The 23,590-nt window shown below is 75.8% G+C and carries 19 protein-coding genes; 12 read left to right on the top strand and 7 right to left on the bottom strand.

Annotation, left to right across the window (positions count from 1 at the left end):
• Positions 1–94: 94 nt before the first annotated feature.
• On the top strand, positions 95–358 hold the full coding sequence (locus AC5R91_RS01460) for a DUF2277 domain-containing protein (protein ID WP_495395261.1): 264 nt from the start codon (positions 95–97) through the stop codon (positions 356–358).
• Positions 359–462: 104 nt separating this feature from the next.
• Here AC5R91_RS01460 and AC5R91_RS01455 read toward each other — a convergent pair whose 3' ends face one another.
• The gene (locus AC5R91_RS01455) at positions 463–645 is read right to left on the bottom strand and encodes a hypothetical protein (protein WP_041939414.1); all 183 of its coding nucleotides are present in this window, start codon (positions 643–645) and stop codon (positions 463–465) included.
• Positions 646–866: 221 nt separating this feature from the next.
• On the opposite strand from AC5R91_RS01455, the gene AC5R91_RS01450 reads away from it, so the two are divergent.
• Positions 867–2,084: a sensor domain-containing phosphodiesterase gene (locus tag AC5R91_RS01450; RefSeq protein ID WP_495395260.1), complete on the top strand. Its 1,218-nt coding sequence runs from the start codon at positions 867–869 to the stop codon at positions 2,082–2,084.
• Here the strand turns inward: AC5R91_RS01450 and AC5R91_RS01445 are convergent.
• Entirely contained in the window at positions 2,012–4,453 is a 2,442-nt protein-coding gene (locus AC5R91_RS01445; protein WP_495395259.1) for an MMPL family transporter, read from the bottom strand. The genes AC5R91_RS01450 and AC5R91_RS01445 overlap by 73 nt on opposite strands.
• A gap of 485 nt (positions 4,454–4,938) precedes the next feature.
• Here AC5R91_RS01445 and AC5R91_RS01440 point away from each other — a divergent pair, with 485 nt between their 5' ends.
• Both AC5R91_RS01440 and AC5R91_RS01435 read left to right on the top strand, forming a co-directional pair.
• Positions 4,939–6,162 carry a cytochrome P450 gene (locus AC5R91_RS01440; RefSeq protein ID WP_495395258.1) on the top strand — a complete coding sequence of 408 codons (1,224 nt, stop codon included), beginning with the start codon at positions 4,939–4,941 and terminating at the stop codon, positions 6,160–6,162.
• Between the two features lie 192 nt (positions 6,163–6,354).
• Positions 6,355–7,911 carry an MFS transporter gene (locus AC5R91_RS01435; protein ID WP_495395257.1) on the top strand — a complete coding sequence of 519 codons (1,557 nt, stop codon included), beginning with the start codon at positions 6,355–6,357 and terminating at the stop codon, positions 7,909–7,911.
• A gap of 9 nt (positions 7,912–7,920) precedes the next feature.
• Here the strand turns inward: AC5R91_RS01435 and AC5R91_RS01430 are convergent, their stop codons facing one another.
• From AC5R91_RS01430 to AC5R91_RS01410, 5 genes are read right to left on the bottom strand one after another with little or no spacing between them, the layout of a single operon-like run.
• Entirely contained in the window at positions 7,921–8,316 is a 396-nt protein-coding gene (locus tag AC5R91_RS01430; protein WP_495395256.1) for an ATP-binding protein, read from the bottom strand.
• A gap of 22 nt (positions 8,317–8,338) precedes the next feature.
• Positions 8,339–9,304: a glycosyltransferase gene (locus tag AC5R91_RS01425; protein WP_495395255.1), complete on the bottom strand. Its 966-nt coding sequence runs from the start codon at positions 9,302–9,304 to the stop codon at positions 8,339–8,341.
• Positions 9,301–10,206, bottom strand: coding sequence for a glycosyltransferase (locus tag AC5R91_RS01420; protein WP_495395254.1), 906 nt, complete (start codon positions 10,204–10,206; stop codon positions 9,301–9,303). The genes AC5R91_RS01425 and AC5R91_RS01420 overlap by 4 nt, the downstream gene beginning before the upstream one ends.
• A 41-nt stretch (positions 10,207–10,247) precedes the next feature.
• Positions 10,248–11,990 (bottom strand): D-glycero-beta-D-manno-heptose 1-phosphate adenylyltransferase, encoded by a 1,743-nt coding sequence (gene rfaE2, locus AC5R91_RS01415; protein ID WP_495395253.1) that lies wholly within the window; start codon positions 11,988–11,990, stop codon positions 10,248–10,250.
• Positions 11,987–13,069 carry a glycosyltransferase family 9 protein gene (locus tag AC5R91_RS01410; protein WP_495395252.1) on the bottom strand — a complete coding sequence of 361 codons (1,083 nt, stop codon included), beginning with the start codon at positions 13,067–13,069 and terminating at the stop codon, positions 11,987–11,989. Before AC5R91_RS01410 ends, rfaE2 begins: the two co-directional genes overlap by 4 nt.
• Before the next feature lie 328 nt (positions 13,070–13,397).
• Here AC5R91_RS01410 and AC5R91_RS01405 point away from each other — a divergent pair, with 328 nt between their 5' ends.
• The 8 genes from AC5R91_RS01405 (at position 13,398) to AC5R91_RS01370 (ending at position 23,474) form a co-directional block, all read left to right on the top strand.
• Positions 13,398–14,633: a glycosyltransferase gene (locus AC5R91_RS01405; protein ID WP_495395251.1), complete on the top strand. Its 1,236-nt coding sequence runs from the start codon at positions 13,398–13,400 to the stop codon at positions 14,631–14,633.
• Positions 14,630–16,051, top strand: a complete 1,422-nt coding sequence (locus tag AC5R91_RS01400) for a glycosyltransferase family 9 protein (RefSeq protein WP_495395250.1) — start codon at positions 14,630–14,632, stop codon at positions 16,049–16,051. Before AC5R91_RS01405 ends, AC5R91_RS01400 begins: the two co-directional genes overlap by 4 nt.
• A 133-nt stretch (positions 16,052–16,184) precedes the next feature.
• Entirely contained in the window at positions 16,185–16,814 is a 630-nt protein-coding gene (locus tag AC5R91_RS01395) for an HAD-IIIA family hydrolase (protein WP_495395248.1), read from the top strand.
• Positions 16,811–17,980, top strand: a complete 1,170-nt coding sequence (locus tag AC5R91_RS01390) for a glycosyltransferase family 9 protein (RefSeq protein WP_495395246.1) — start codon at positions 16,811–16,813, stop codon at positions 17,978–17,980. Before AC5R91_RS01395 ends, AC5R91_RS01390 begins: the two co-directional genes overlap by 4 nt.
• Positions 17,977–19,206, top strand: a complete 1,230-nt coding sequence (locus tag AC5R91_RS01385) for a glycosyltransferase (protein WP_495395245.1) — start codon at positions 17,977–17,979, stop codon at positions 19,204–19,206. The genes AC5R91_RS01390 and AC5R91_RS01385 overlap by 4 nt, the downstream gene beginning before the upstream one ends.
• 2 nt (positions 19,207–19,208) lie before the next feature.
• Entirely contained in the window at positions 19,209–21,575 is a 2,367-nt protein-coding gene (locus AC5R91_RS01380) for a PfkB family carbohydrate kinase (RefSeq protein WP_495395244.1), read from the top strand.
• Positions 21,562–22,317, top strand: coding sequence for an SDR family oxidoreductase (locus AC5R91_RS01375; protein WP_495395243.1), 756 nt, complete (start codon positions 21,562–21,564; stop codon positions 22,315–22,317). Before AC5R91_RS01380 ends, AC5R91_RS01375 begins: the two co-directional genes overlap by 14 nt.
• Positions 22,314–23,474 (top strand): glycosyltransferase family 9 protein, encoded by a 1,161-nt coding sequence (locus tag AC5R91_RS01370; RefSeq protein ID WP_495395242.1) that lies wholly within the window; start codon positions 22,314–22,316, stop codon positions 23,472–23,474. Before AC5R91_RS01375 ends, AC5R91_RS01370 begins: the two co-directional genes overlap by 4 nt.
• The last annotated feature ends 116 nt before the right edge of the window (positions 23,475–23,590 follow it).

Here is a 23,590-nt window from a genome sequence, read left to right as displayed (position 1 = left end):
CCACAACCCGAAGGGCTGGAGCCACAACCCGGTGACCCGGAGGTGGCTGCGGACGCCCGGTCAGGACCGTTCGCCCGGTCGTTACCGTTGCGGTATGTGTCGCAACATCACCGAGCTGCGGGGACTCGAGCCGCCGGCGACCGCCGACGAGGTGCAGGCCGCCGCCCGCCAGTTCGTCCGGAAGATCAGCGGCCTGCGCCGGCCGCCGGCCACGGCGGACGCCGCCTTCGAGGCCGCCGTCACCGAGGTCGCCGCCTCGGTGCAGCGGCTGCTCGACGCGCTTCCGGCTCGCCGTCAACCGCCGTCGACGGTGCCACCGCTGCGGCGGCCGGAGGTACGCGCCAGGGCCGACGGCTAGCCACCCGCCGACGGCCCGCCGCACTTGGCAACGGCTGGCCACGCCACCTGCCGACGGCCAGCCGCACTGGGCGGCAGCCGGGCACACCGGCCGGCGGCCGGTCACTACCGGCGCTGGGTCTCGGCCCGCGAACGGCGGCGGCGGCTGCCGGAGTCGACGAGCCGGTCCGGCGCCTTACCGGCGAGCGCATCGGCGCGATCGGTGGCGACGCTGTCGGCGATCAGTTCCCGCGTCCGGTCCTGCTCCTGGTCGTCGAGGCCGTGCAACAAGCTGTCGAACATGCTCACGTGGTCACTCCACCTGGTCGGTTCCGCGGCGTTGCTGCCCTCGCTCTGGGCCCTTCCCGCTCCCGCGTGCATAAAGCACCGAATTTGCTCCGATCTGATACAGACCACGGACAAGCCCCTGACCTGCACGTTTGTCCGGCTCGCGGAGGCAGGGCGGCGGCTGGCGGGCGTGTGCGTGGACGCGGGCGCGGGCACAGACACCTCGCGGGGAGGTGATGCGGATGACGGTGCGCGCGGCCACGCTGCTCGGGCCGACGGCCGAGGTCCCCACACCGTCGGCGGCGGTGGTCGAGCTGCTCGGTGTCCTACGCCGGCATCTCGACATGGACGCGGCGTGGCTCGGCCGGATCGAGGGCGACGTGCTCGTCATCCAGGTCCTCAACGGCGACGGCGGATCCTTCCACCTCGCCCAGGGGTCCACCGTGCGGCGACAGACCGGCCTGTACGCCGAGGTCCTCAGCGGCCGGTTGCCGACGCTCATCCCCGACACCTTCGCCGACCCCCGCACCGCCGACTCGCCGGTCGCGCGCGAGCTGGACATCCGCTCCTATGCCGCCGTGCCGGTCGTGGACAGCGACGACGCGCTCTACGGTCTGCTCGGCTGCATCGCCCACCGGCCCCATAACGAGCTGCGGGAACGGGACGCCCGGTTCCTGCACATGCTCGCCGAGATCCTGCGCGACTCCGTGTCCGACCTGCACCGGATGTGGCAGGCGCGCAGCCAGGTGTGGCTGGACGTCAGCCGCCTCATCGACCAGGGCGGCCCGGCGCTCGCCTTCCAGCCGGTGTTCGATCTGGAGCGGGCGCGGATCATCGGGGTGGAGGCGTTGTCCCGGTTTCCGGACGCCTCCCGCAGCACGACGCAGTGGTTCGCGGCGGCCGGCGCGGTCGGACTGACCGTCGAGCTGGAGCTCGCCGCGGTGCGCCGCGCGCTGAACGCACTCCCCCAGATCCCCGCGCACATCGGCCTCGCCGTCAACGCCTCCGCGACCACCCTGTCGGCCGGACTGGTGGAGATGATCACCGGGACCGACGCGGAACGCCTCCTGGTGGAGATCACCGAGCACGAGCGGATCGCCGACGCCCCCGAGGTCACCCGCGACCTGGACCGCCTGCGCCGACTCGGGGCCCGCCTCGCCGCCGACGACGTCGGCGCCGGCTATGCCGGGCTGGAGCAGCTCGTCCGGCTCCGCCCGGAGATCATCAAGATGGACTGCAGCCTGACTCAGGGCATCGACGCCGATCCGGCGCGCCGCGCGGTCGCGACGGGGCTGGTGCACGTCGCCGAGGAGATCGGCGGCGGCGTGGTCGCCGAGGGCATCGAGACGACCGGCGAGCTGCTCACCACCCGCGAGACCGGGATCCGCTACGGGCAGGGCTTCCTGCTCGGCTCCCCCACCCCCGTACTGCGCGACGCCTGCGTCGCGGCCGGCGAGTGAGCCGGCCGGTGCGCACCGCGGACACCGCGCACGGGTGTGCGGGGCCGGGGGAACGGCGGTAGGCCGCCGCCCGGGACGGCGGCTGCGCCGGCGGCGGATCCGCCGCCGGCGGCGGCCGCGCCCCGATCGGGGCGGCCGGCGCCGGCCTCGATGTACAGGCGGACCAGACCGGTGCGCTTGGTCGACATCGGCGCGCCGAGCGGCAGCAGCCGGCGGCGCGAGCCGCGGCGTGGCGGGGCGGGCGGCGCGGGCCGCGGCGGGTCGCCGCGGCGATGGTCCAGCCCGACCAGGTGGATGAGCGCGGGCAGCAGCACCAGCCGCAGCACGAGCGCGTCGAGGATCACCCCGACGGACAGTCCGATGCCGAGCAGCTTCATCATCCGCACCTGCTGCGTCGTGAGCGCCACGAACACCGCGACCATGATCATGCTGATCGTGATGACGACACCGCCGACGTCCGCGTGCCGGCTGCTGATCGCCGCCTGGGGATCCGGGGCGTCGGCGGAGCCGCGCAGCCGGCTCAGCAGCGTCAGGTGCATCCCGATCGACAGCCCGAACACGATGATGAGGATGAGGCCGAGGATGAACGGCTCGATCGGGCCGGTGCGCACGCCCAGCCCGGAGGCCAGCCATCCGTTGCAGAAGACCGAGGTGATGACACCCAGGGTCGCCGCGAGGGCGAGCATGCTGGCCGCCGTGATCGCCAGGCTGTGCCGAACCGAACGCAGGCCGAGCAGGACCGCGACCCCGAGCACGCCCAGTTCCAGGATCAGGAAGGCGGGCAGGACCCGGGCGAACCGGTCCGACATGTCCTCGAAGATCGCCGTCTGGCCGCCGATGTACACCTCCAGGGAGGTGCCCGCGATCGCCGCCGGCACGGTGGAGTCGCGCAGTCGGTGCACGAGGTCGCTGGCCGCCGCCGACCGGGGCGGGTCGTTCGGGAACACCTGGATCAGGGCGCTCGCCGCCTGGGCGTTCTGCAGGACGAGGAAGGCTCGCTTCACGCCGCGGGTGCCCTCGAGGGCGGTCAGCAGGTGGGGCACGGCGGTCGGCTGGTCGGCGGACACCCCCGTGGCCATGACGATGAGCTGCCCGTTGAGGCCGGGGAAGTACTCGTCGCTGACCAGGTCGTAGGCGCGCCGGCTCGTCGTCGACGTCGGGTCGACGCCGTTGTCGGTGCCGCCGAGGCGCAAGCCCACCACCGGCAGCGCCAGGACGGTGAGCAGCACGACCGCGGCGCCGGCCAGCACCTGGGGGTGGCGCCCGACGGTCCCCGCCCACCAGGATCGCAGGCCGGGGCGCACCGGCAGCCCGGTCCCGGTGACGCTCAGATGGGTCCGCTCGGCCCAGACGAGCAGGCCACGCCCGGAGATCGCCAGCATCGCGGGCAGCAGCGTGACGACGACGAGGATGCTCACGGCGGCGGCGGTGAACCCGGCCAGGGCGAGGCCGTCGAACACGCTGAGGCGCAACGCGCTGGTGCCGAGCATGACCACGGCGAGCCCGAGGCTGCCCGCGACGGTCGCCCGGCCGGGATGGCGCATCGCCGCGCGCACCGCGTCCTCGGGTCTGCGTCCCCGCCGCAGGCCGGTCTGGCAGCGGTTGACGATGACGAGGGCGGAGCCGAGGCTCAGCCCGAAGCCGAGCACCAGCGCCAGCAACGGCGCGAGCTGCATGACGTTGGCCCGGCGGGACAGCACGGTGACGCAGTCCAGCGCCCCCGCCGTCGTCGCCCCTGCGGCGACGGCGCAGACGGCGACGGCGGCCGGCGACCGCACCGCCAGGCAGAGGATGAGCAGCGCGACGCCGATGCCGAGCGCGATCGGCCAGGGTGAGATCGTCCCCTGCACGACCACGGTGGTGGCGGGCCCGGTGACCTCGACCTGGAGATCGGGCCCGTCGTAGTCGCGGGCGGTGGCGATCAACCTGTGCATCGCGGGGAGGTCGGGCGTGGTCGGCGCGGCCTTCATGAGCACGGAGACGATCGCCGTGTGTCCGTCGGCGCTCAGGGGGCTGCCGCCGAGCGGCACGGCGCCGAGCGGGCTGTAGGGGTCGAACACGCCGGTGACGCCGGGGAGCTTGCCGAGCTGGGCGATCATGGTGGCGACCCGCGCTCGCACCTCGGGCGCCTGCACGTCACCCGCCCGGGCACGCACGACGATCATCTCCAGATCCGGCAGTTTCCGGTCGGGCATGATGTCGGCCACCAGGTCCATCGCCTGCTGCGATTCGGCGCCGGTGACGCCGAGATCCTGGCTGAAGCGGGCGCCCTTCTGCTGGGCGACGTTCGTCGCGGCGATCAGTGCTATCAGCCACACCGCGACGACCAGCCATCGGTACCGCTGGCACCAGCGGACCAGTAGCGTCACGGCACACTCCTCGGCAAGGACCGGTAATGGCCCATTTGGGTCGAATGTCGGATTCGTATGCGGGGCCAATCTGGCCCACGGACATGCACGGCGTCAACGCGAACCGGATCTGGACCGGCGAGATGGGCACTCCGGTGGGGTGCCGGCAACGTGTCCGGGGGATCACAACACGTCCGGGTGAACCGCCCACGAGGCGGCCACCGCGACAGCGGCCGTGGCGGTGGTGGCAGACGGTGGTGACGGACGGTGGCGACGGCGGCGGAGCCCTGGTGGCGGCGGATTCTAACCCCCGACAATCCGGCGCCGCGGCGGGTGACCTTCTCCTGCCAGCGGCAGGACGTGTGCAGAGCATGTTGGCGACTAGCTGTCCCGACGTCGCTTCGCGCCCGTTTTTTCGACCGTCTTCACTACGTACGACCAATCGACATGCAACGATCGGCCCGCTGCTCCCCCCTGCCCTGGCAGCGAGAGGAAGTCCACTCCCCATGTCGGTCACCGAAGTCGTGCAGAACGACCAGGAAATCCCCACGTTTCCCTTTGACGACACATTCTCGCCGCATTCCTCGGGACGCCTGGCGGAATACGCCCGGGAAGCTCCCGCGATCCGTGTGCGTTTCGGTCCCGGCCAGCTCCCCATCTGGCTGATCGTGCGCTATGCGCCGGCCCGGGCGATGCTCGCCGACTCCCGTTTCTCCCGCACCAGGACGCTGGACTTCTCCCCGCCCCTGACGGCGGGCCAGATGCCCGATCCGAACTCCATGCTCTGGCTCGACCCGCCGGAGCACACCCGGATCCGGCGCATGGTCAACGCCGGTTTCGCGCACCGGCGGATCGAGCGGATGCGGCCCTGGATCGCGGCGACGGCCCGGGCCCGGATCGACGCGATGACGGCCCAGCAGGCGCCGGGTGACATCCGCACGCTCGCCTTCCACCTGCCGATCGAGGTGATCTGCCAGCTTCTCGGCGTCCCCGACCTCGACCGGGAGAAGGTCCGGACCTGGAGCGAGTCGCTGTTCCGGTTCCATCTCGATCCGAAGGGCGCCGCCGAAGGGCTCTTCGCGCTGTACGGGTACATGGGCGAGCTGGTGCGTGCGCGCAAGGCCGCCGCCGGTGGCGCCGACAGCCCGGAGGGTCTGCTCGACGTTCTCATCGCCGCGGCCGACGACGACGGCACACTCACCGAGGCCGAGCTGCACTCACTCGCGATGACGCTGCTCATCGGCGGATTCGAGACCACCGGCGGCGTCATCTCGAACGTCATCACGACCCTGCTCACCCAGCGGTCGCACTGGGAGGCCCTCGTCGCCGACCCGAGCGGCATGCCCAACGCCATCGAGGAGCTCCTGCGCTACCACCCGCTGTCGATGACCTTCCCCCGGGTGGCGACCGAGGACGTCGATCTCGGCGGCTTCGTCGTCCGCGCCGGAGAGGTGGTCGTGGTGCCGCTGGCGGCGATGAGCCGTGACCCGGCGGTGTTCACCGACCCCGACCGCCTCGATCTGACCCGGGAGCCGGTGCCGAACCTGACGTTCGGCGCCGGCGTGCACCACTGCATCGGCGCGCACCTGGCCCGGGTCGAGCTGACCGAGGTGCTCACCGCGCTGATCGAGAAGGTCCCCGGGCTACGGCTCGCGGTGGCGCCCACCGAGCTGCGCTACGAGCTCAAGGCACCGATCGGCCGACCGGAGACGCTGCCCGTCGTCTGGTGACGTTCAGGGCGGGTTTCGCGCCGCCGGGACCGACGCACCGTCAAGGACGTCACCCACCGGTCCCGGCGGCGCGCGCCCGCGCTGCGACCTCACCCATCCTCCGACCGTTGGATTCTCCAACTCACTGCGGCTAGGCTCCGTCCTGGCCAGGTCAGTTGCGTTTCCAAACTTATGGGCGAGGGATGAGCGAGCATGGACGACAGCCCCGAGGCGGCGCTCAGATCCGGGCGACCATCGACGATCACTCCCGTCGGGAACCGCCCCTCCACAGGCAGCAGCCCGACGAGCGGTGACGCGGGCGGCATCGCGCCGGGTGGCTCGCCCGGTGGGCGGTTCGGGCCGGTGTTCGCGGTGGTGGCGGCCGGGGTCGCCATGTCCAACCTCGACCTGTTCGTCGTCAACGTCGCCCTGCCGGACATGGGCCGGCACTTCGACGGGTCGTCGCTGTCGTCGCTGTCATGGGTGCTGAACGGGTACGCCGTCGTCTTCGCCGCGCTGCTCGTGCCGGCCGGGAACCTCGCGGACCGGACCAGTCCGCGGCGCGCCTACCTCTGGGGCACCGGGATCTTCGTCATCGCCTCCGCGCTGTGCGCCGTCGCCCCCACGGTGTGGTTCCTCGTGGCCGCCCGGGTGCTGCAGGCGGCCGGCGCCGCCGTGATGACCCCGTCCTCGCTCGGCCTGCTGCTCGCGGCGGCGCCGCCCGCGCGACGGGGGGCGGCGGTGCGGGCCTGGACGGCGGTGAGCGGGCTGGCGGCCGCGCTCGGACCGGTCGCCGGCGGGTTGCTGACCGAGCTGGACTGGCGGTGGGTGTTCCTGGTCAACCTGCCGGTCGGGCTCGCCGTGCTCGTCGCCGGGCCGCGGGTGCTGCCCCACCCGCCGCGGCGCACCGGTGTGGGGCGGACCGACCCGGCGGGGGCGGTCCTGCTGACAGTCGGGATCGCGGCGTTGGCGCTGGGGCTGGTGCGCGGGCCGGACTGGGGCTGGGGCTCGGCGCGGGTCGTCGGGTCGCTGCTCGCCAGCGCGTTGCTGCTGGCCGGGTTCCTGTACCGCTCGGCGCGTCATCCCGCACCGGTCCTGCCACTGCCACTGCTGCGCGTGCGGACCTTCAGCGCCGCCGCGGTGGCCGCCTTCGTGTTCAGCGTCGCGTTCGCGGCGATGCTGCTGTCGGGCGTGCTGTGGTGCCAGGACGTCTGGCACTGGTCGGCGCTGCGGACCGGGCTCGCCATCGCCCCCGGACCGCTGATGGTGCCCGGGCTGGCCCTCGCCGCCGGCCCACTGGTGGCCCGCCTCGGGGCCGGGCGGGTGGCCGCCGCCGGCTGCCTGGTGTTCGCGGCCGGGATCGGCTGGTGGGTCCTGCGGATGGAGCCGCATCCGGACTACGTCGGCGCCATGCTGCCCGGGATGCTGCTCACCGGCGTCGGCGTCGGGCTGATCCTGCCGACGCTGATCAGCGCGGCCGTCACCGCGCTGCCCCCGGCGAGCTTCTCCACCGGCTCCGCGGTGGTGACCATGGCCCGCCAGATCGGCACCGTCATCGGGACCGCCCTGCTCGTCGCGGCGCTCGGCGGCGCGGCGCCCGACGACCTCGGCTCGCTCACGGACGCCTACGACCTGGGCTGGATCATCACCGTCACGGCGGTCGTCCTCGCCGCGCTCGCCTGCCTGACGATCCCGCGGCCAACCCCGACGCCGGCACCGACCTCCCCGCCGGCACCGACCTCCCCGCAGGCGCCGACGGCGGCGGCGTAGCGGCCGAGGTCAGCGTCGCAGGAGGAACCACACGGTCTTGCCGTCGCCGGGGACGGCGGCGGCGCCCCAGTCCTCGGCCAGCGCCTCGACGAGGTGCAGGCCGCGGCCGCCAGGCGACTCGGGGCCGACGTGGCGCACCCGCGGCGGATGGCGGTTCGGGTCCCGGACGCCCACCCAGACCAGGTCATCGGTGGTCCGGATCTCCAGCACCGGTTCGCCGTGGCCGTAGAGCACGGCGTTGGTGACCAGCTCGCTGGCGAGCAGCAGGACGGTCTCGGTCACCTCGACCGGGATGCCCCGGCCGGTCAGGTCGGCCGACAGCCGGTGGCGCGCGCGTCCTTCCGTCCGGACCGGACGGAAGGACGAAGCGGTCGAGGAAGATCCCGAATATCCGGGCGAATCCATGGATAAACCGAAGCCGCATCGGTCATCGGGCCACCTGCCCGAGGACGTCGTCCCAGTCGGCCAGGAAACGCCCGAGGCCGTGGCGGGCCAGGGCCGCCTGGCGGGCCCGCTTGCCGCAGGCGTGGGCCAGCTCCGGGTCGGCGACGAACCGGCGGGCGGCGTCGACGAGCACCGCCGGATCGGTGGACAGCACGCCCGCCTCGGCCGGCACCGCCTCGGTCGCCTCCGTGGCCGCCAACGCGACGACCGGCATACCGAGATGCATCGCCTCCAGCAGCGACAGCCCGAGCGAGGTCCAGCGCGGCAGGTGGACGTAGACCCGCCGGCGGGCGAGGGCCTCGTGCAGATCGGCCTGGGCGACGTCGTCGAACACCGCGAGGCGCTCCGGCGGCAGGCCGGTGTGCGCGGGCAGCGCGGCCACGCCGATCCCGAACGCGTCGACCGGGGCGGCACGGGTGAACCCGGCCAGCAGGTCGGTGCCGGTCACCCGGCCGCGGCGCACCGGCTCGTTCACCGCCACCGCGATGCGGGCCAGCTCGCCGGTGTAGCGGTGGCCGGTGTCGACGATGCCGTGCGCGACGACCCGGGTCGGGGTGGTTCCGGCGTCCCAGAACAGCCGGTTGAAGTGGGTGACGTGGACGAGCAGCAGCTCCGGCCGGTCGGCGACGGGATGGCGGGTCAGCGGCACGTCCCCCCTCGGGGTGTTGTGCTCGACGTACACCGCCGGGAGGTCGCGGCCCGGCCGCCGGCCCAGCCAGCGCTCGGTGAGCTCCAGTTCGTGCGGGCGCTGCAGGACGACGACGTCGACGCCGGCGTCGCGCAGCTCGTCCGGTCCGAGTTCGGCGACGGTGCCCGGCCACGGGTAGGTGCGGGCGAGGCCGAGGCCGTCCGGCCCGCGGCCGGGCAGCACCGGGACGACGTAGGAGTGCCCGCCCTGGACGAACGACGTCGTCCACGAACCGTGCACGTGCCAGAGCAGGATTCTCATCCGGTCCCCGTCCCCCCGCGGTCGCGGTCGTCGGTCTCGACGATCTCGGCGTAGGCGTCGGCGTCGCGTTCGACGACGCTCGTGGGCATTTCCAGGTGCTGGGCGCCGGAGGGCAGCAGGCCCACGCCGCCGGCCCGTTCCATCACCCGGAGCTGGGCGACGATCTCCTCGCCCCGGTGGCTGGCGGGCAGCCGCCGCCAGAACTGGAAACCGCCGCAGTCGACGAGCACCGCCCGGTCGTAGAGCACGCAGCCGGCGATCCAGCTCACCCGGTAGGCCAGCCAGCCGCGCGCCGGCAGCGTCACCCGCTCGGCGAGGTGGGCCGGGTTCGCCGCGTTGTGCAGCCGCCACCGCTCCCACGCCGGCCCGTCCTTGCGGACCCGTTCGGGGCGTACCGGCCCGTGCACCGCCTCGAAGGCGGTCCACTCGTGCGGGCGGACGTCGTCGAGGTAGCTCAGGCCCTGCGGCGCGCAGCCGACGAACCCGCAGCGAAGCTCCCCGATCGCCGCCAGCATCCGGGCGACGGTGGACGCGTCGAGGAAGACGTCGTCGTCGAGGAACAGGACGTGGTCGCCGCCGGCCTGGTCGAGCAGGAACTGGCGATGCTCGGCCATGCCCCGCCGCGGGTGGCCGTGATGCAGGTCGACCCGGTGGCCGCCGTGACGCAGCCGGCGGGTCATCGCCCGCACCTCCGGCGCGTCGGCGGCGGGCGCGCCGGGGCTCTGGTCGGACACGACGACGCGGAACCCGCCGGCGGTCTGGTTGGCGAGCCCGGCCAGGGTCACCGCCAGCGCCGCCGGTCGCCCGCAGGTCGGGATGAGCACGTCCAGGCCGCCCGCTGGACGCCGGCCGGACGCCGAAGCGGCGCGCACGGCACCGCTGGTCACGGCAGGGCTGGTCATGGCACCACTGGTCACGGCACCGCTGGTCACGGCAGGGCGGGTCACGGCAGGGCCGCCCCGCGCCGGATGCGGCCGAGCAGGTCCGACGTCGACCGGTCCGCGACGTAGTCGACGAAGCGCACCTCGCCGCCGAGCGCCCGGACCAGCGGCGCCTCGGCGAGCATCGACTCGGTGTAGTCGCCGCCCTTGACGTAGACGTCGGGCCGCAGCGCACGCAGGAGCTGCGCCGGGGTGTCGTCGTCGAACACGGCGACGTGGTCGACGGCGGCGAGGGCGGTGAGCACCGCGAGCCGGTCGGCCAGCCGGTTGATCGGACGGTCCGGGCCCTTGAGCCGCCGCACGCCGGCGTCGCTGTTGACGGCGACGACGAGGACGTCGCCCAGTCGCCGGGCGGCGTGCAGGTAGGCGATGTGGCCGGCGTGGACGACGTCGAAGCAGCCGTTGGTGAACACGATCCGCCGGCCCCGGCAGCGGTGCGCGGCAACCGCGTCGGCGAGCGCCACGCCGTCCAGGACCGCCCCGCCGACCCCACCGGGGTGACCACCCAAACCGACCCCGCCGACCGAGGCGACCCCGCCGACCGAGCCGACCGAGCCGACCGAGCCGGTCAGGCCGGCTCCGCCGCTCGCGGGGTCGGCGCCGGCGGCACGCAGGCGGGCCCGCAGATCTGCCGCCGAGCAGGTGCCGGTGCCCGGCGTGGACACCGCGGCGCAGGCGGCGAGCGAGGCGAGCCGGGCGGCGTCGCGCGCAGCGGCGCCGGCGGCGAGGGCGAGGACCATCGCGGTGATGAAGGTGTCGCCGGCGCCCGAGGTCCGCTCGTCGGGGGCGTCGGTGCCGGCCGGCAGGTGCCACGGTTCGTCGTCCCGGCTGAGCACGACGACGCCGTCCCGGTCGAGGGTGACCGCGGCGAGCCGGGCACCGCTGGCCGCGAGGATCGGCCCGGCACAGCGGCGCACGGTGCCGACCCGGTCGCGGGCGAACGCGTCGCGGGCGTCGTACGGCAGCAGCGGCACGACCTCGCCGGCGTTCGGCTTGACCAGATCCGGCCGGACCCCCGCCCAGCGGCCCGGATCATGGGCGTCGACGACGAGGCGGCGCCCCGCCGCGCGGGCCGCCGCGCCGACCGCGTCGATCAGCTCCGGCGTGAACATCCCCGCGCCGTAGTCGCAGGCCAGCACGGCGCAGGCGGCCGGCGCCGACGCCACGACACCGGCGGCGAGCGCGGCGGCCGTGGCGGGCGCGGGCGGGGTCTCGTCGCCGGTGTCGCAGCGCAGGTGCAGGTGGCTGCCCGAGCAGATCCGCCGTTTGGCCAGTGTGGCGCGGCCCGGCTCCGCCACCAGGCCGGCCGTGCCGACTCCGCCCGCGTCGAGCAGGTCGCCGAGCCGGCGGCCGTCCGCGTCGTCGCCGACCATGCCGACCAGCCGGACGCGCGCGCCGACGACCGACCCGGCCAGCGCCGCGTTGCCCGCCCCGCCCGGGGAGTCGGTGCGGGCCGTCACCGACACGACCGGCACCGGGCCCTCCCGGGACAACCCCCGCGGCGGCCCCCACAGCCAGGCGTCGAGCATCGCGTCGCCGACGACGAGCAGCTCGAGGTCGGCGAACCGGTCGAGCAGACCGGGCAGCCCCCCCTCGCCAACCGCCCCGCCCCCCGCCCTGCCCGCCATCCCGGCCGCCGCCGTACCCGCCATCCCAGCAGGCGCCTCAGCCGCCGCCTTGCCCGCCATCCCGGCCGCCGCCCCAACAGCCGCCACGGTGGGCGAGCGCCGCGCCGCCGCGCTCACGCGGCGAGTCCGCGGGTGCACAGGCTGAGCGCGGCGGCGGCGACCTCGGCGGGTGTCAGGTCCAGGCACTCCTGCTCGAACGGGCAGGTGAAGGCGCGGCACGGCGAGCATGACGTCGCCCGGCGCAGCACGACGGCCCGGCCGGCGCGCGGGCGGTACTCGGCCTCCCGTTCGGTGCCGGCGAACAGCGTGACGACGGGCGCGCGCACGGCGTCGGCGAGGTGCGCCCCGGCCGAGTTGTTGGTGACGGCGACCGCCGCCCCGCTGAGCAACGCGACCAGCCCCGGCACGTCGAGCGCGCCGGCGAGCCCCCGCCCGGCCGGACCGGCCCCGACGCGCACCCGGTCGACCAGTGCCGCCTCTGCGCGCGTCCCGGCGACGAGGACACGCAGCCCCTCGCCCGCGAGCAGGCCGGCGACCTGGGCGAACCGGTCGGGATCGTAGCGCCGCGACGGGCAGCTCGCGCCGGGCAGCAGCACCGCGTACGGGCCGGCCTCGACCAGCGGGCGCACCCGGGCTCGCGCCTGCGTGGGCACGGTGAGGCGGGGATGGCCGCCGGCGGCGGGCAGACCGGCGTGGCGCAGCAGCAGCAACGCCCGGTCGACCTGGTGGACGTCGCCCGGCAGGTCGTCCACCCAGTGGGTGAGCAGTGAGCCGCCGAACTCCCGCGACGCCCCGACCCGCACCGCGATCCCGGCCAGCGCGCAGACGAACGCGGCGGGCCACGGCGACTGCGAGAACGAGGTGAAGACGACGGCGGCGTCGTAGCGGCGCGCGGCGAGAGCGGCGACGAGCCGGGCCTGCGCCCCCGGATCGACGGCCCGCCCGCCGGCATCCTGCCAGCACACCGAGGCGACGATCGCCTCGTCGACGTCGTCGATGAGCGGCGCGGCGGCGGCGCCGGCCGGGGAGGTCAGCAGGTCCAGCCCCGCCGTGGGCGCCGCGGCGCGCAGCGCTCGCAGCGCCGGGGTGAGCAGCACGACGTCGCCGAGGTTGTCCGGGCGGATGGCCAGAATGCGGCGCGTGGCGGTGAGGTCCAGCGGGCCGCCGCGGCCGGCGGCCGGATGATGGCGGCTCACGTCTGCCTCCCCCTGTCGCGCCCCTGTCCTTGGCAGCGTTCCCCCACCCGATTCCCGGACCCTCGGCAACAAAACTACTACTCAGCGTAATCGACGCTGGTGGATGGACGCTGGTGGATGGTGGTGCACTGCGGGAGCGGGTAGGGGCTCCCGCATGCCCGGGAGAGCTCACCGAGGCGCCCCGGCCGGACCGTCGGCGGCACCGACAGCACCGACAGCACCGACGGGGTCGGCGGGATCGGCGGGATCGGCGGGATCGGCGGGATCGGCGGGATCGGCGGGATCGGCGGCTTCGGCCGGCCCGTCGCCCGTCGGCCGCGACCGCCCGGTGAACGGCGAATGGCGGCCGCGGGTCGCCCTCGTCTGCGGCAACCTCGCCCCCGCCGAGGACGGCGTCGCCGACTACACCGTGCGGCTCGCCGCGGCGCTGCGCCGCGACGTCGAACCCGTGCTGGTCACCTCCGGCCGGCTCGACGTCGACACCGGCGCATTGCCGGTGGTCGCCCTCGGACGGGGCTGGGGGCCGGCGGGTCTGCGCGCCGCCGCCCACGCCCTGCGGCGGCTGCGGCCGGACGTGGTCCACGTACAGTTCGCCCCGTCGGCGTTCGGGTTCTCCCCGGCCCCGGGCCTGCTGCCCGTCCTGGCCGGAGCGGGAGCCGTCTGGGTGGCCACGCTGCATGAATACGGCTGGTGGGCGTGGCCGTCGCGGCTGCCCGCGGCGCTGTGGCGGCCACCGGAACGGCGTGGCTGGTGGGACCGGGAGACGCTGACCCTCGTCCCCCGGGCGCGGGCGCTGGTCGTCACCAACCCCGACCATGCCGCTACCGTGCGCGTCCGCTTCGGCCGGACCGCCCAGACGGTGCCGGTCCCCCCGAACATCCCCCGCACCGCCCTGCCCGCCTCGAGCTCGGCGCCCGCGGCGCGGGGACGCCTGCGGGCCCGGCTCGGCGCGCCGCCCGACGCCGAGGTGGCGGTGTTCTTCGGCTTCGTCCATCCGGTGAAGGGCGTGCGCTACCTGATCGACGCGGTCGCCGCAGTTCACGCGAGGCGGCCGCGGCTGCGCCTCGCGGTCGTCGGCGGATTCGCCTCGCTCGCGCTGCCCGCCGCCGAGGCGACGGCGTTCCGCCGCGAGCTCACCGAGCACGCCCACGCCGCCGGCGCCGGCGACCTGGTCACCTTCACCGGGCACCTGCCGGCCGCCGAGGTCTCGGAGATCCTGGTCGCGGCCGACGTGTGCGTGCTGCCGTTCACCGCCGGGGTCACCACGAAGAGCGGGGCACTGGCCGCCGCCCTCGCCCACGGGCTGGCGACGATCGTCACCGCCGCGCAGCCACCCGATCCGGCGCTCGTCGACGGCCGGACGGTGCTCGTCGCCGACTGTGTACGCGACCCGGCGCCGCTGGCCGCCGCGCTGCATCGCGCGCTGGGGGATCCGGCGCTGCGGGCGCGGGTGGCGGCCGGCGGGCAGCGCCTGGTCGCCGGCCGCTCCTGGCCTGCGATCGGCGCGACCCACACCCGCCTGTACCGGCAGGTGCTGGCCGACGCCCGCCCGCGGTCCCGATGATCGCCGTCCCGTCCAGCACCACCCCAGTCGGCGCCACCCCAGCCAGCACCACCCCGGCCAGCACCACCCCGGCGAGAGGCCCGGAGATCGGCGAGATCCTCTTCGTCGAGCTGCTGGGCGGCATCGGTGACCTGCTCATCGCTTTGCCGGCCATCCACCTGCTCGCCGACAGCCATCCCGGCGCGCGGCTTCGGGTGCTCACCTTCACCCCCGCCGTCGAGTTGCTGCACGGCGACCCGCGAGTGGCCGAGATCCTCCCGCTGACCGACCACGACGCGCACGCCGTGCATGCCGCCGTCCGCGACGCGATGACGCGCCGTCCGGATCTCGCCGTGACGACGACCCGCCACAGCGGCGTGCCGGCCGCGATCGAATCCGGCCGGCCCCGCTTCGCGGTGACGGACCTGTGGCGGGGCCCCGGCCCGCACGAGCCGATCGGCGACAGGTACGTGCGGCTGCTCGCCGCCGACGGCTGGCTCCGGCTCCCCGACGACGCCCGACGGCTCGCGCGCTGGCGGCGCGAGCCCCGCCGGACCGATGGTTTCCCGCCGGGACGCGTGGCCTTGGACGCCACCGAGCTGGCCGAGGGCCGGCACCGGCTCGACGCACTCGGCGGCATCAGGCCGGGTGCGTCCAGGCCAGGTGGGACCGCTGGCGGTGCCGGTACCACTGGCAGTGCGGGTACCGCTGGCAGTGCCGGTGCCGCTGGCAGTGCCGCTGACACTGATGGGGCCGCTGACACTGATGGGGCCACTGTCGGTGCAGCGCCGAGGGCGAGTGGGACCGTTACGGGCTCCGCCGGGACCGGCACGGCCGGTGGGGGCGTGCCGGTGCTGCTGGTACCCGACGCGGGGATGGCGGTCAAGCGGTGGCCGGCGTCGCGCTGGGCCCAGCTCGCCCGCCTGCTCGCCGTCCGGGGGCACCCGCTGCTGCACCCGCACGGGACGGCGGTGCCGGGGGCGGTGGCGGTGCCCGCGCTGTCGCTGCGGGAGTTCGCCGGGCTGTGCGCGGCCGTGGCGGAACGCGGCGGCGTCGTCGTGGGCGGCGACACCGGTCCGGTGCGCCTGGCGGCCGCGGTCGGCGCGCCCACCGTGACGTTGTTCGGCCCCAGCCCAGCCGAACGCTACGGATTGGCCGGGCACAACGTGTCCGCCGGGCACAACGGGTTGGCCGGGCACAACGGGTTGGCCGGCAGCGCGGCGAGCACCGGTGCCCGCCGCCCGCCGCGCACGCTCGGCGCGGACCTGCAGGGCCTGCCGGACTGCCCGGTCCGCCGCCCCCTCGCGATCACCGAGCAGGAGTGCTGGTGGACGGCCCGCTGCCCGCTGGCTCCGGACGGCCCGGCCTGCCTGGACGACCTGAGCGCCGAGCAGGTCGCCGGCGCCGTCGCCGCGGCCACCGAGGCGACGGCCGCCTGACCAGCCGGCCTGCTGGCTCCAAGGGCAGCGGGGCGACCACGGAGAGGCGCCGACCGTTCCCGCAGCAGGTCGTCCATGGACGATTACGCAGAGTAGTAGTTTTGGTGGCCTTCACCAGGGCAGTCCTGTCTGCGTGACCGAGCAGACCGTTCCCGTGCGCATCTCGGACGGCTCGCCGCGTGCGGGCGCACGAGAGGTGCCCATCCAGGTGCGGGCGGTGCTGTTCGACCGGGACGGGACGTTGTGCGTCGACGTGCCCTACAACGGCGATCCCGAACGGGTGGAGCCCGTCGCGACGGCCTCGGCGGCGCTGCGGCGGCTGCGTGCGGCCGGCGTGCCGACGGCCGTCGTGTCGAACCAGAGCGGCATCGGGCGCGGCCTGGTGACCGGCCGCCAGGTCGACGCGGTCAACCGCCGCCTCGACGAGCTGCTCGGCGGGCTCGGCCCGGTCCTCATCTGCCCGCACGCGCCGGACGCCGGCTGCCCCTGCCGCAAGCCCGCACCCGCGTTGCTGCTGGCCGCCGCCGACCGGCTGGGCGTGCACCCCCGGCACTGCGCGTTCGTCGGGGACATCGGCGCGGACATGGCCGCCGCGGCGGCGGCCTACATGCGCGGCGTGCTCGTGCCGACGCCGGCGACCCGGGCCGTCGAGGTCGCCGCGGCCGTCGAGGTCGCCCCCGACCTGTTCAGCGCCGTCGACCGGCTGCTCGGAGACGGCCCGGCGACGCGGGTGGGGCGCGTGGCGCGGGTGGGGCGGCCGTGAGCACGCGGGTCCTCGTCGTCCGCCTCGACAGTGACGGCGACGTCCTGCTGTCCGGGCCGGCGATCCGCGCGGTGGCCGCGCGGGCGGCACACGTCACGCTGCTCGTCGGCCCCCGCGGACGGTCGGCCGCCGGCCTGCTGCCCGGCGTCGACGAGACGATCGTCTGGCGCTGCCCGTGGATCGACGCGACGCCGCCGCCGGTGCGCCGCGACGACGTCGACGGTCTCGTCGACCGGCTCGCCGCCGGCCGCCACGACGAGGCGCTGATCCTCACCTCGTTCCACCAGAGCCCGCTGCCGATCGCGCTGCTGCTGCGCCTGGCCGGTGTTCGGCGCATCGCCGCGGCCAGCGAGGACTATCCCGGCACGCTGCTCGACGTCCGTCACCGGCTGCCCGAGCGCGGTCTGCACGAGGTGACGCGCGCGCTGTCGACGGCGGCGGCGCTGGGTTACCCGCTGCCCGCCGGCGACGACGGCATGCTGGCGCTGCGCCGGCCGCTGCCCGACCCGACGCCGCTGGTCGGCGCGACTCCGCCGATCGGCGCGGTCCCGGCGGACGCTCGGCCCTACGTCGTGCTGCATCCGGGGGCCTCCGTCGCCGCGCGGCGCTGGCACGCGGCCGGCTTCGCCGCCGTCGCCCGTCACCTGGCCGGACGCGGCCACCGGGTCGTCGTGACCGGCGGACCCCGGGAGACGCCGCTGACCGCCGCCGTCGCCGGCGCGCTGGCGGGGGTACGGGACCTCGGCGGGCGCACCGACCTCCCGGCCCTGGCCGGCGTGCTGGCAGGGGCCGGGGCGGTCGTCGTCGGCAACACCGGGCCGGCGCATCTCGCGGCGGCCGTGGCCACACCGGTCGTGTCCCTGTTCGCCCCCACCGTGCCGGCGGAGCGCTGGGCGCCCCACACCCCGCACCGGGTGCTGCTCGGCGAGCAGGGCATCGGCTGCGCCGGCTGCCGTGCCCGGGACTGTCCGGTGCCCGGCCACCCCTGCCTGAGCCGGGTCGAGCCGGGCGAGGTCGTCGCCGCCGTCGAAGCCCTCCTCGCGCCCGCCGCCGCATCCTCGTTCGCCACCGCACCCTCGTTCGCAACTGCCACCGCCGCCCCGCCGGCCGGACCGGCCGTGGCCGTCGGCCCGACCAGCCCGGACGCCCTGGAGGCATTCCGATGAACGTCTCGATGGTCTCCGAGCACGCCAGCCCGCTCGCCGCCCTCGGCGGGGTCGACGCGGGCGGGCAGAACGTGCACGTGGCCGCCCTCGCGACCGCGCTGGCCAGCCGCGGCGTCGAGGTCACCGTGCACACGCGGCGGGACGATCCCGAGCTGCCCCGGTACGTGCGCCACGGCGCCGGCGTACGGATCGACCACGTCCCCGCGGGACCGGCGTGCTACGTGCCCAAGGACGAGCTGCTGCCCTACATGGACGGCTTCGCCGCCGAGTTGCACCGGCAGTGGCAGTGCCGGCGTCCGGACATCGTCCACGCGCACTTCTGGATGTCGGGGCTCGCCGCACTGCGCGCCGCCCGCCCGCTCGGCGTCCCCGTCGTGCTCACCATGCACGCCCTCGGGGTGGTCAAGCGCCGCCATCAGGGACGCAAGGACACCTCGCCGCCGGCGCGCATCCCGCTGGAACGCCGGCTCGTCGCCGACGTCGACCAGCTCGTCGCCACCTGCACCGACGAGGTCTTCGAGCTCATCCGGATGGGTGCGCCGCGGCGGCGGATCAGCGTCGTGCCATGCGGGGTCGACCTGTCCCTGTTCAGCACCCGCGGGCCCGCCACGCCACGGCCGGCCGGTCGCGTGCGGCTGCTGTCCGTCGGCCGGCTGGTGGAACGCAAGGGCGTCGGCAACGTGATCAGCAGCCTGCCGCTCCTGCCGCGGGCCGAGCTCGTCGTCGCCGGTGGGCCGGCCCCGGCGGGCATCGACCACGACGCGGAGGTGGGCCGGCTACGCCGGCTCGCGGTCGAGCTGGGCGTCGCCGACCGGGTGCGGTTCCTCGGCCGGGTCGACCACGGCGAGCTGCCGAGGCTGTACCGGGGGGCGGACATCGTCACCTGCGTGCCCTGGTACGAGCCGTTCGGCATCGTCCCGTTGGAGGCCATGGCCTGCGGGGTGCCCGTCGTCGCCTCCGCCGTCGGCGGCCTCGTCGACACGGTCGTGGACGGCATGACCGGGTTGCACGTCCCGCCGCGTTCCCCGGAACGCATCGCCGAGGCCCTCGCCGAGCTGATCGACGATCCGGGGTGGCGGCTCGAACTCGGCGCGCAGGGCGCCCGGCGGGCCCGTTCCCTGTTCTCCTGGGACCGGGTGGCCGCGCTCACCCTCGCCGGTTACGAGCGGCTGGCCGCCCACGGCCCGGCGCGCCTGGGCGTCCCCGACCTGCCCGCGGGGGTGTGACGGTGGTCGCGCGCCGCGAGGCGTGGCCGGCCGCGACCGCCGCTGCGGCACCGGGCGGGCCCATCGGGTCCGACCGTCGGCCGCTGCCGTCGGGGCACGAGCATCTCGCCGCGCTGCGCCGGGCACTGGACGACGTCGACGTCGACCGGCTCACCGCCTGGGGTGGACGCCTGGCCGCCGTCCTGGCCGCCGGCGGACGGCTGCTCGCCGCGGGCAACGGCGGTTCGGCCGCCGAGGCCCAGCACCTGACCGCCGAGCTCGTCGGCCGCTTCCGTGACGACCGCCCGCCGATGTCCGCGATCGCCCTGCACGCCGACACCTCCGCCCTCACCGCGATCGGCAACGACTTCGGCTACGACGACGTGTTCGCCCGCCAGGTCCGCGCCCACGGCCGGCCGGGAGACGTGCTGATCCTGCTGTCCACCTCCGGCCGCAGTGCCAACCTGCTGCACGCCGCCCGGGCCGCCCGGGAGGTGGGCATGGCGACGTGGGGGCTGGTCGGCGCGGCGGACAGCCCGCTCGCGGCCGCCTGCGACGACGTCGTCGGGGGGGCCTCGACCGCCACAGCGGGGACGGCGTCGACGGCCACCGTGCAGGAGACCCACCTGGTCGCCGTGCACCTGCTCTGCGCGGCCTGCGACGCGGCGCTCGGTGTCGCCCCCGTCCGTTCCTCGAGAGGCGATCCGTCGACGGCCGATCCGTCGACGGCCGATTCGACCGGGACCGGGACCGGGACCGGATCGGATCGATCCGTCCGGGTAAGGCCGACACGAACGCCGGGTCGGCCACGGTCGGGACCGCTGGTGATCGTCGGCGACGCGTTGCTGGATCGGGACGTCGCCGGCCGGGTGGAGCGACTGGCTCCCGACGCGCCGGTCCCCGTCCTCGACGAGATGGCCGACACCGCCCGGCCGGGCGGGGCGGGACTGGCCGCACTCCTGGCCGCGGGCGACGGTGCCGACGTCGTCCTCATCACCGCGCTGGCCGGCGACGAGGCCGGCCGGCGGCTCGCCGCGCTGCTCGCCGACGCCGGGATCACCGTCGTCGACCTCGGCCTGACCGGCATGACCCCGCAGAAGATCCGGCTGCGCGCGGGCGCGAACACCCTGCTGCGACTCGACCGCGGCGGCAGCGGCGGCTCTCCGGTCCGTGGCGGCCTGCCCGAGGTGGGCCGGCGGGCCCTGGCCGCCGCCCGGGGCATCCTCGTCAGCGACTACGGCCGCGGGCTGATGCGTGAACGTTCGGTGACCGCAGCCCTCGCGGGCCGCCCGGGTGGGGTGCCGCTCGTCTGGGATCCGCATCCGCGCGGCGGCGAGCCGTGCCACGGCGCCACGCTGGTCACCCCGAACCTCGCCGAGGCCCGCGGGTTCACCGCCGGTACCCCGGTGCGGCGCGATCCCGTCGCCGAGGCCACCGACCGCGGACGCCGGCTGGTGACCCGGTGGGGCGCCGGCGCCGCGGCGATCACGCTGGGCGAACGCGGCGCGGTGCTGGTCGGTCCCGAGGCCGGTCCCCCCCTCGTCGCGCCCGCCGAGCCCGTCGACGCCGACCCGTGCGGCGCGGGCGACCGCTTCGCGGCGAGCGCCGCGGCCCTGCTGGGCGCGGGGGCGCTGCCGTCGGAGGCGGTCGTCGCGGCGACCAGGGCGGCCGGTGCCTTCCTCGCCGCCGGCGGCGTGTCGGCCATTCCTCCCGTGCCCGGCCAGCTCGGTGACGACTCGAGCGGCGAGCACGACAGGAACGGCGAGCACGACAGGAACGGCGAGTGCGACGGGAACGGCGAGTGCGGGTCCGGCCAGCGCGGCATTGGCCAGCGCGGCGGCGGGAGCGGCGGACCCGGCGGCCACGGGCGCCGCGGGGACGGTCCGGGGCCGACCGGCGGCGGGAACGGGCGCGGCGACGGCATCGGGATGGCGGCGGCCCTGGAGTTGGTGCGGTGCACCCGCGCCCGCGGCGGGGTGGTCGTCAGCACCGGAGGCTGCTTCGACCTGCTGCACGCCGGGCACGTCAGCGTCCTGGCCGCCGCCCGCCGCCTCGGCGACTGCCTCGTCGTCTGCCTGAACAGCGACCTGTCCGTCCGCCGTCTGAAAGGCCCCGACCGGCCGCTGGTGAGCCAGGCCGATCGGGCGGCCGTGCTGCTGGCTCTGGGCAGCGTCGACGCGGTCGTCGTGTTCGACGACGACACGCCCGCGCCGGTCCTGGCGCAGTTGCGCCCGGACGTGTTCGCGAAGGGCGGCGACTACGCGGCCGGCGACCTGCCGGAGGCGGCGGTGGTCGAGTCGTGGCGGGGGCAGGCGGTCATCCTGCCCTACCTCGCCGGCCGCTCCACCACATCGATGATCAGAGAGGCGGTGCGCCGTGGCGGCACCTGACGTGACCCTCGACGCGACCAGGACGAACCCGGCGCCGGCATACCCGGCCGGCCGCTCGGGCGAGATCGGGACGGTCCTCGTCTCCGGCGGGGCCTCGGGGCTGGGGGCCGCGGTCGTCGCGGCCGTGCGCGACGCCGGGGGGACGCCCCTCGTCCTCGACCGGATGCCGGTCCCGTCCGCCGAGCACGCGATCGTCGACCTCGCCGACGGCCGCGGCACCGAGCTCGCCACCCGCCGGCTCGTCGAGCGGACCGGCGGCCGACTCGACGGCGTGTTCACCGCCGCGGGAACCGACCGGCCGGCGCCGTTCGGGGCATTGGACGGTGCCGGCTGGGAACGCATCGTCGGCGTGAACCTGTTCGGCACGGCGGCGGTCATCCGCGGGGCGCTGCCGTACCTGGAGCCCTCGGCCGGACGGATCGTGACCTGCGCATCCACCCTGGGGCTTCGGGTCGCCGGCGACGCGTCGGCGTACTGCGCGTCGAAGTTCGGCGTCGTCGGGTTCACCCGGGCGCTGGCCGAGGAGTTCAAGGGCCGGCTCGGCGTGACGCTGCTCGTGCCCGGCGGGATGACCACCGCCTTCTTCGATGACCGCGAGGAGCAGTACAAACCGGGTCCCGACGCGAAGCTCAACCGGCCCGAGGACGTCGCGCGCACGGTGCTGTTCGCCCTGGCCCAGCCGCCCGGCTGCGAGATCAGGGAGCTGGTGGTGACGTCGTCCTGGGAGACGTCGTACCCGTGAGCGCCGGTCCCGCCCGGCGCGAGCGGGTCGTGGTGCTGCGGGCCCTCGGCCTGGGCGACCTGCTCACCGGCCTGCCCGCGATGCGCGGCCTGCGCCGGGCGATGCCGGACGTGGACCTCGTGCTCGCCGCGCCCCGCTGGCTGGAGCCGGTGGCGCTGCTGTCCGGGGCCGTCGACGCCGTGGTCGACACCGCGCCGCTCGGACCGGTGCGGACCGCGCAGCCGCGGCTGGCCGTGAACCTGCACGGCCGGGGCCCGCGGTCCACCGCCACGCTGCGAGCCCTCCGGCCGGACGCGCTGTGGGCGTTCGACCTGCCGAGGGGCCCGCGGTGGGATCCCGGCGACGGCGCCGACAGGACCGACAGGACCGACAGGACCGACAGGACCGACGCAGACCGCGCGGACCGGGAGCCGGACGAACGGGAGTCGGTTCGGTGGTGCCGGCTGCTCGCGGCGTACGGCGTGCCCTGCGACCCGGACGACCTGGCGCTCGCCCGGCCCGACAGGCACGGCGGATTCCACCGCGATCCCGACGGCCCCGGCGCCCCGGCGCACCTGCCCGGTCGGGCGCCGGACCACTCCGCAGCGGACCACTCCCCAGTGGACCGCGGCGCAGCGGACCGCGGCATCACCCTGGTACATCCGGGAGGGGCGGCGTCGGCTCGACGCTGGCCGGCCGAGCGGTGGGCACGGGTGGCCCGTGGCCTCGCCGACCGGGGGCACCAGGTCGTCGTGACAGGCGGGGCGGCGGAGTCGGCACTCGCCCGGCGGGTGGCGCACGGCGCCGGACTCGGGCCCGCGGCCGTGCTCGCCGGAGCCACCGACCTGCTCGACCTGTGCGCACTCGTCGCCGGGGCCCGGCTCGTGGTCGCCGCCGACACCGGTGTCGGGCACCTCGCCACCGCCTACGGGACCGCCTCCGTCCTCGTGTTCGGTCCGGTGCCGCCGGCGGTCTGGGGACCGCCGCCGGACCGGCCCCGGCATCGTGCCCTCTGGGCCGGCTGGCGCGACGACCCGTTCGCCCCGATGCCCGGAGCCGGCCTGCTGGCCCTCACCTCGGCGGACGTCCTGACCGCCGTTGACGAGCTGGTCGCATGGACGTCTGACGCCACCGGTGGGGCTGAGCTGTCCGGCCGGCGGCGCGGGCCGGGCAATTGATTGCCGGTCGGCGGCTTTCCCACGGCGGATTCGGTTCACCCGGGCCGAACCCCTGCGGCATCGCCCACATTGGCCAGCGTCCCGGGCCGGGGGCGTCGAATCCGACCCGGGCGCCG

Source organism: Frankia sp. BMG5.60, from assembly GCF_059428125.1.
The sequence above is the reverse complement of the archived record's forward strand: the minus strand, read 5'-3'. Positions and strand labels throughout refer to the sequence as shown.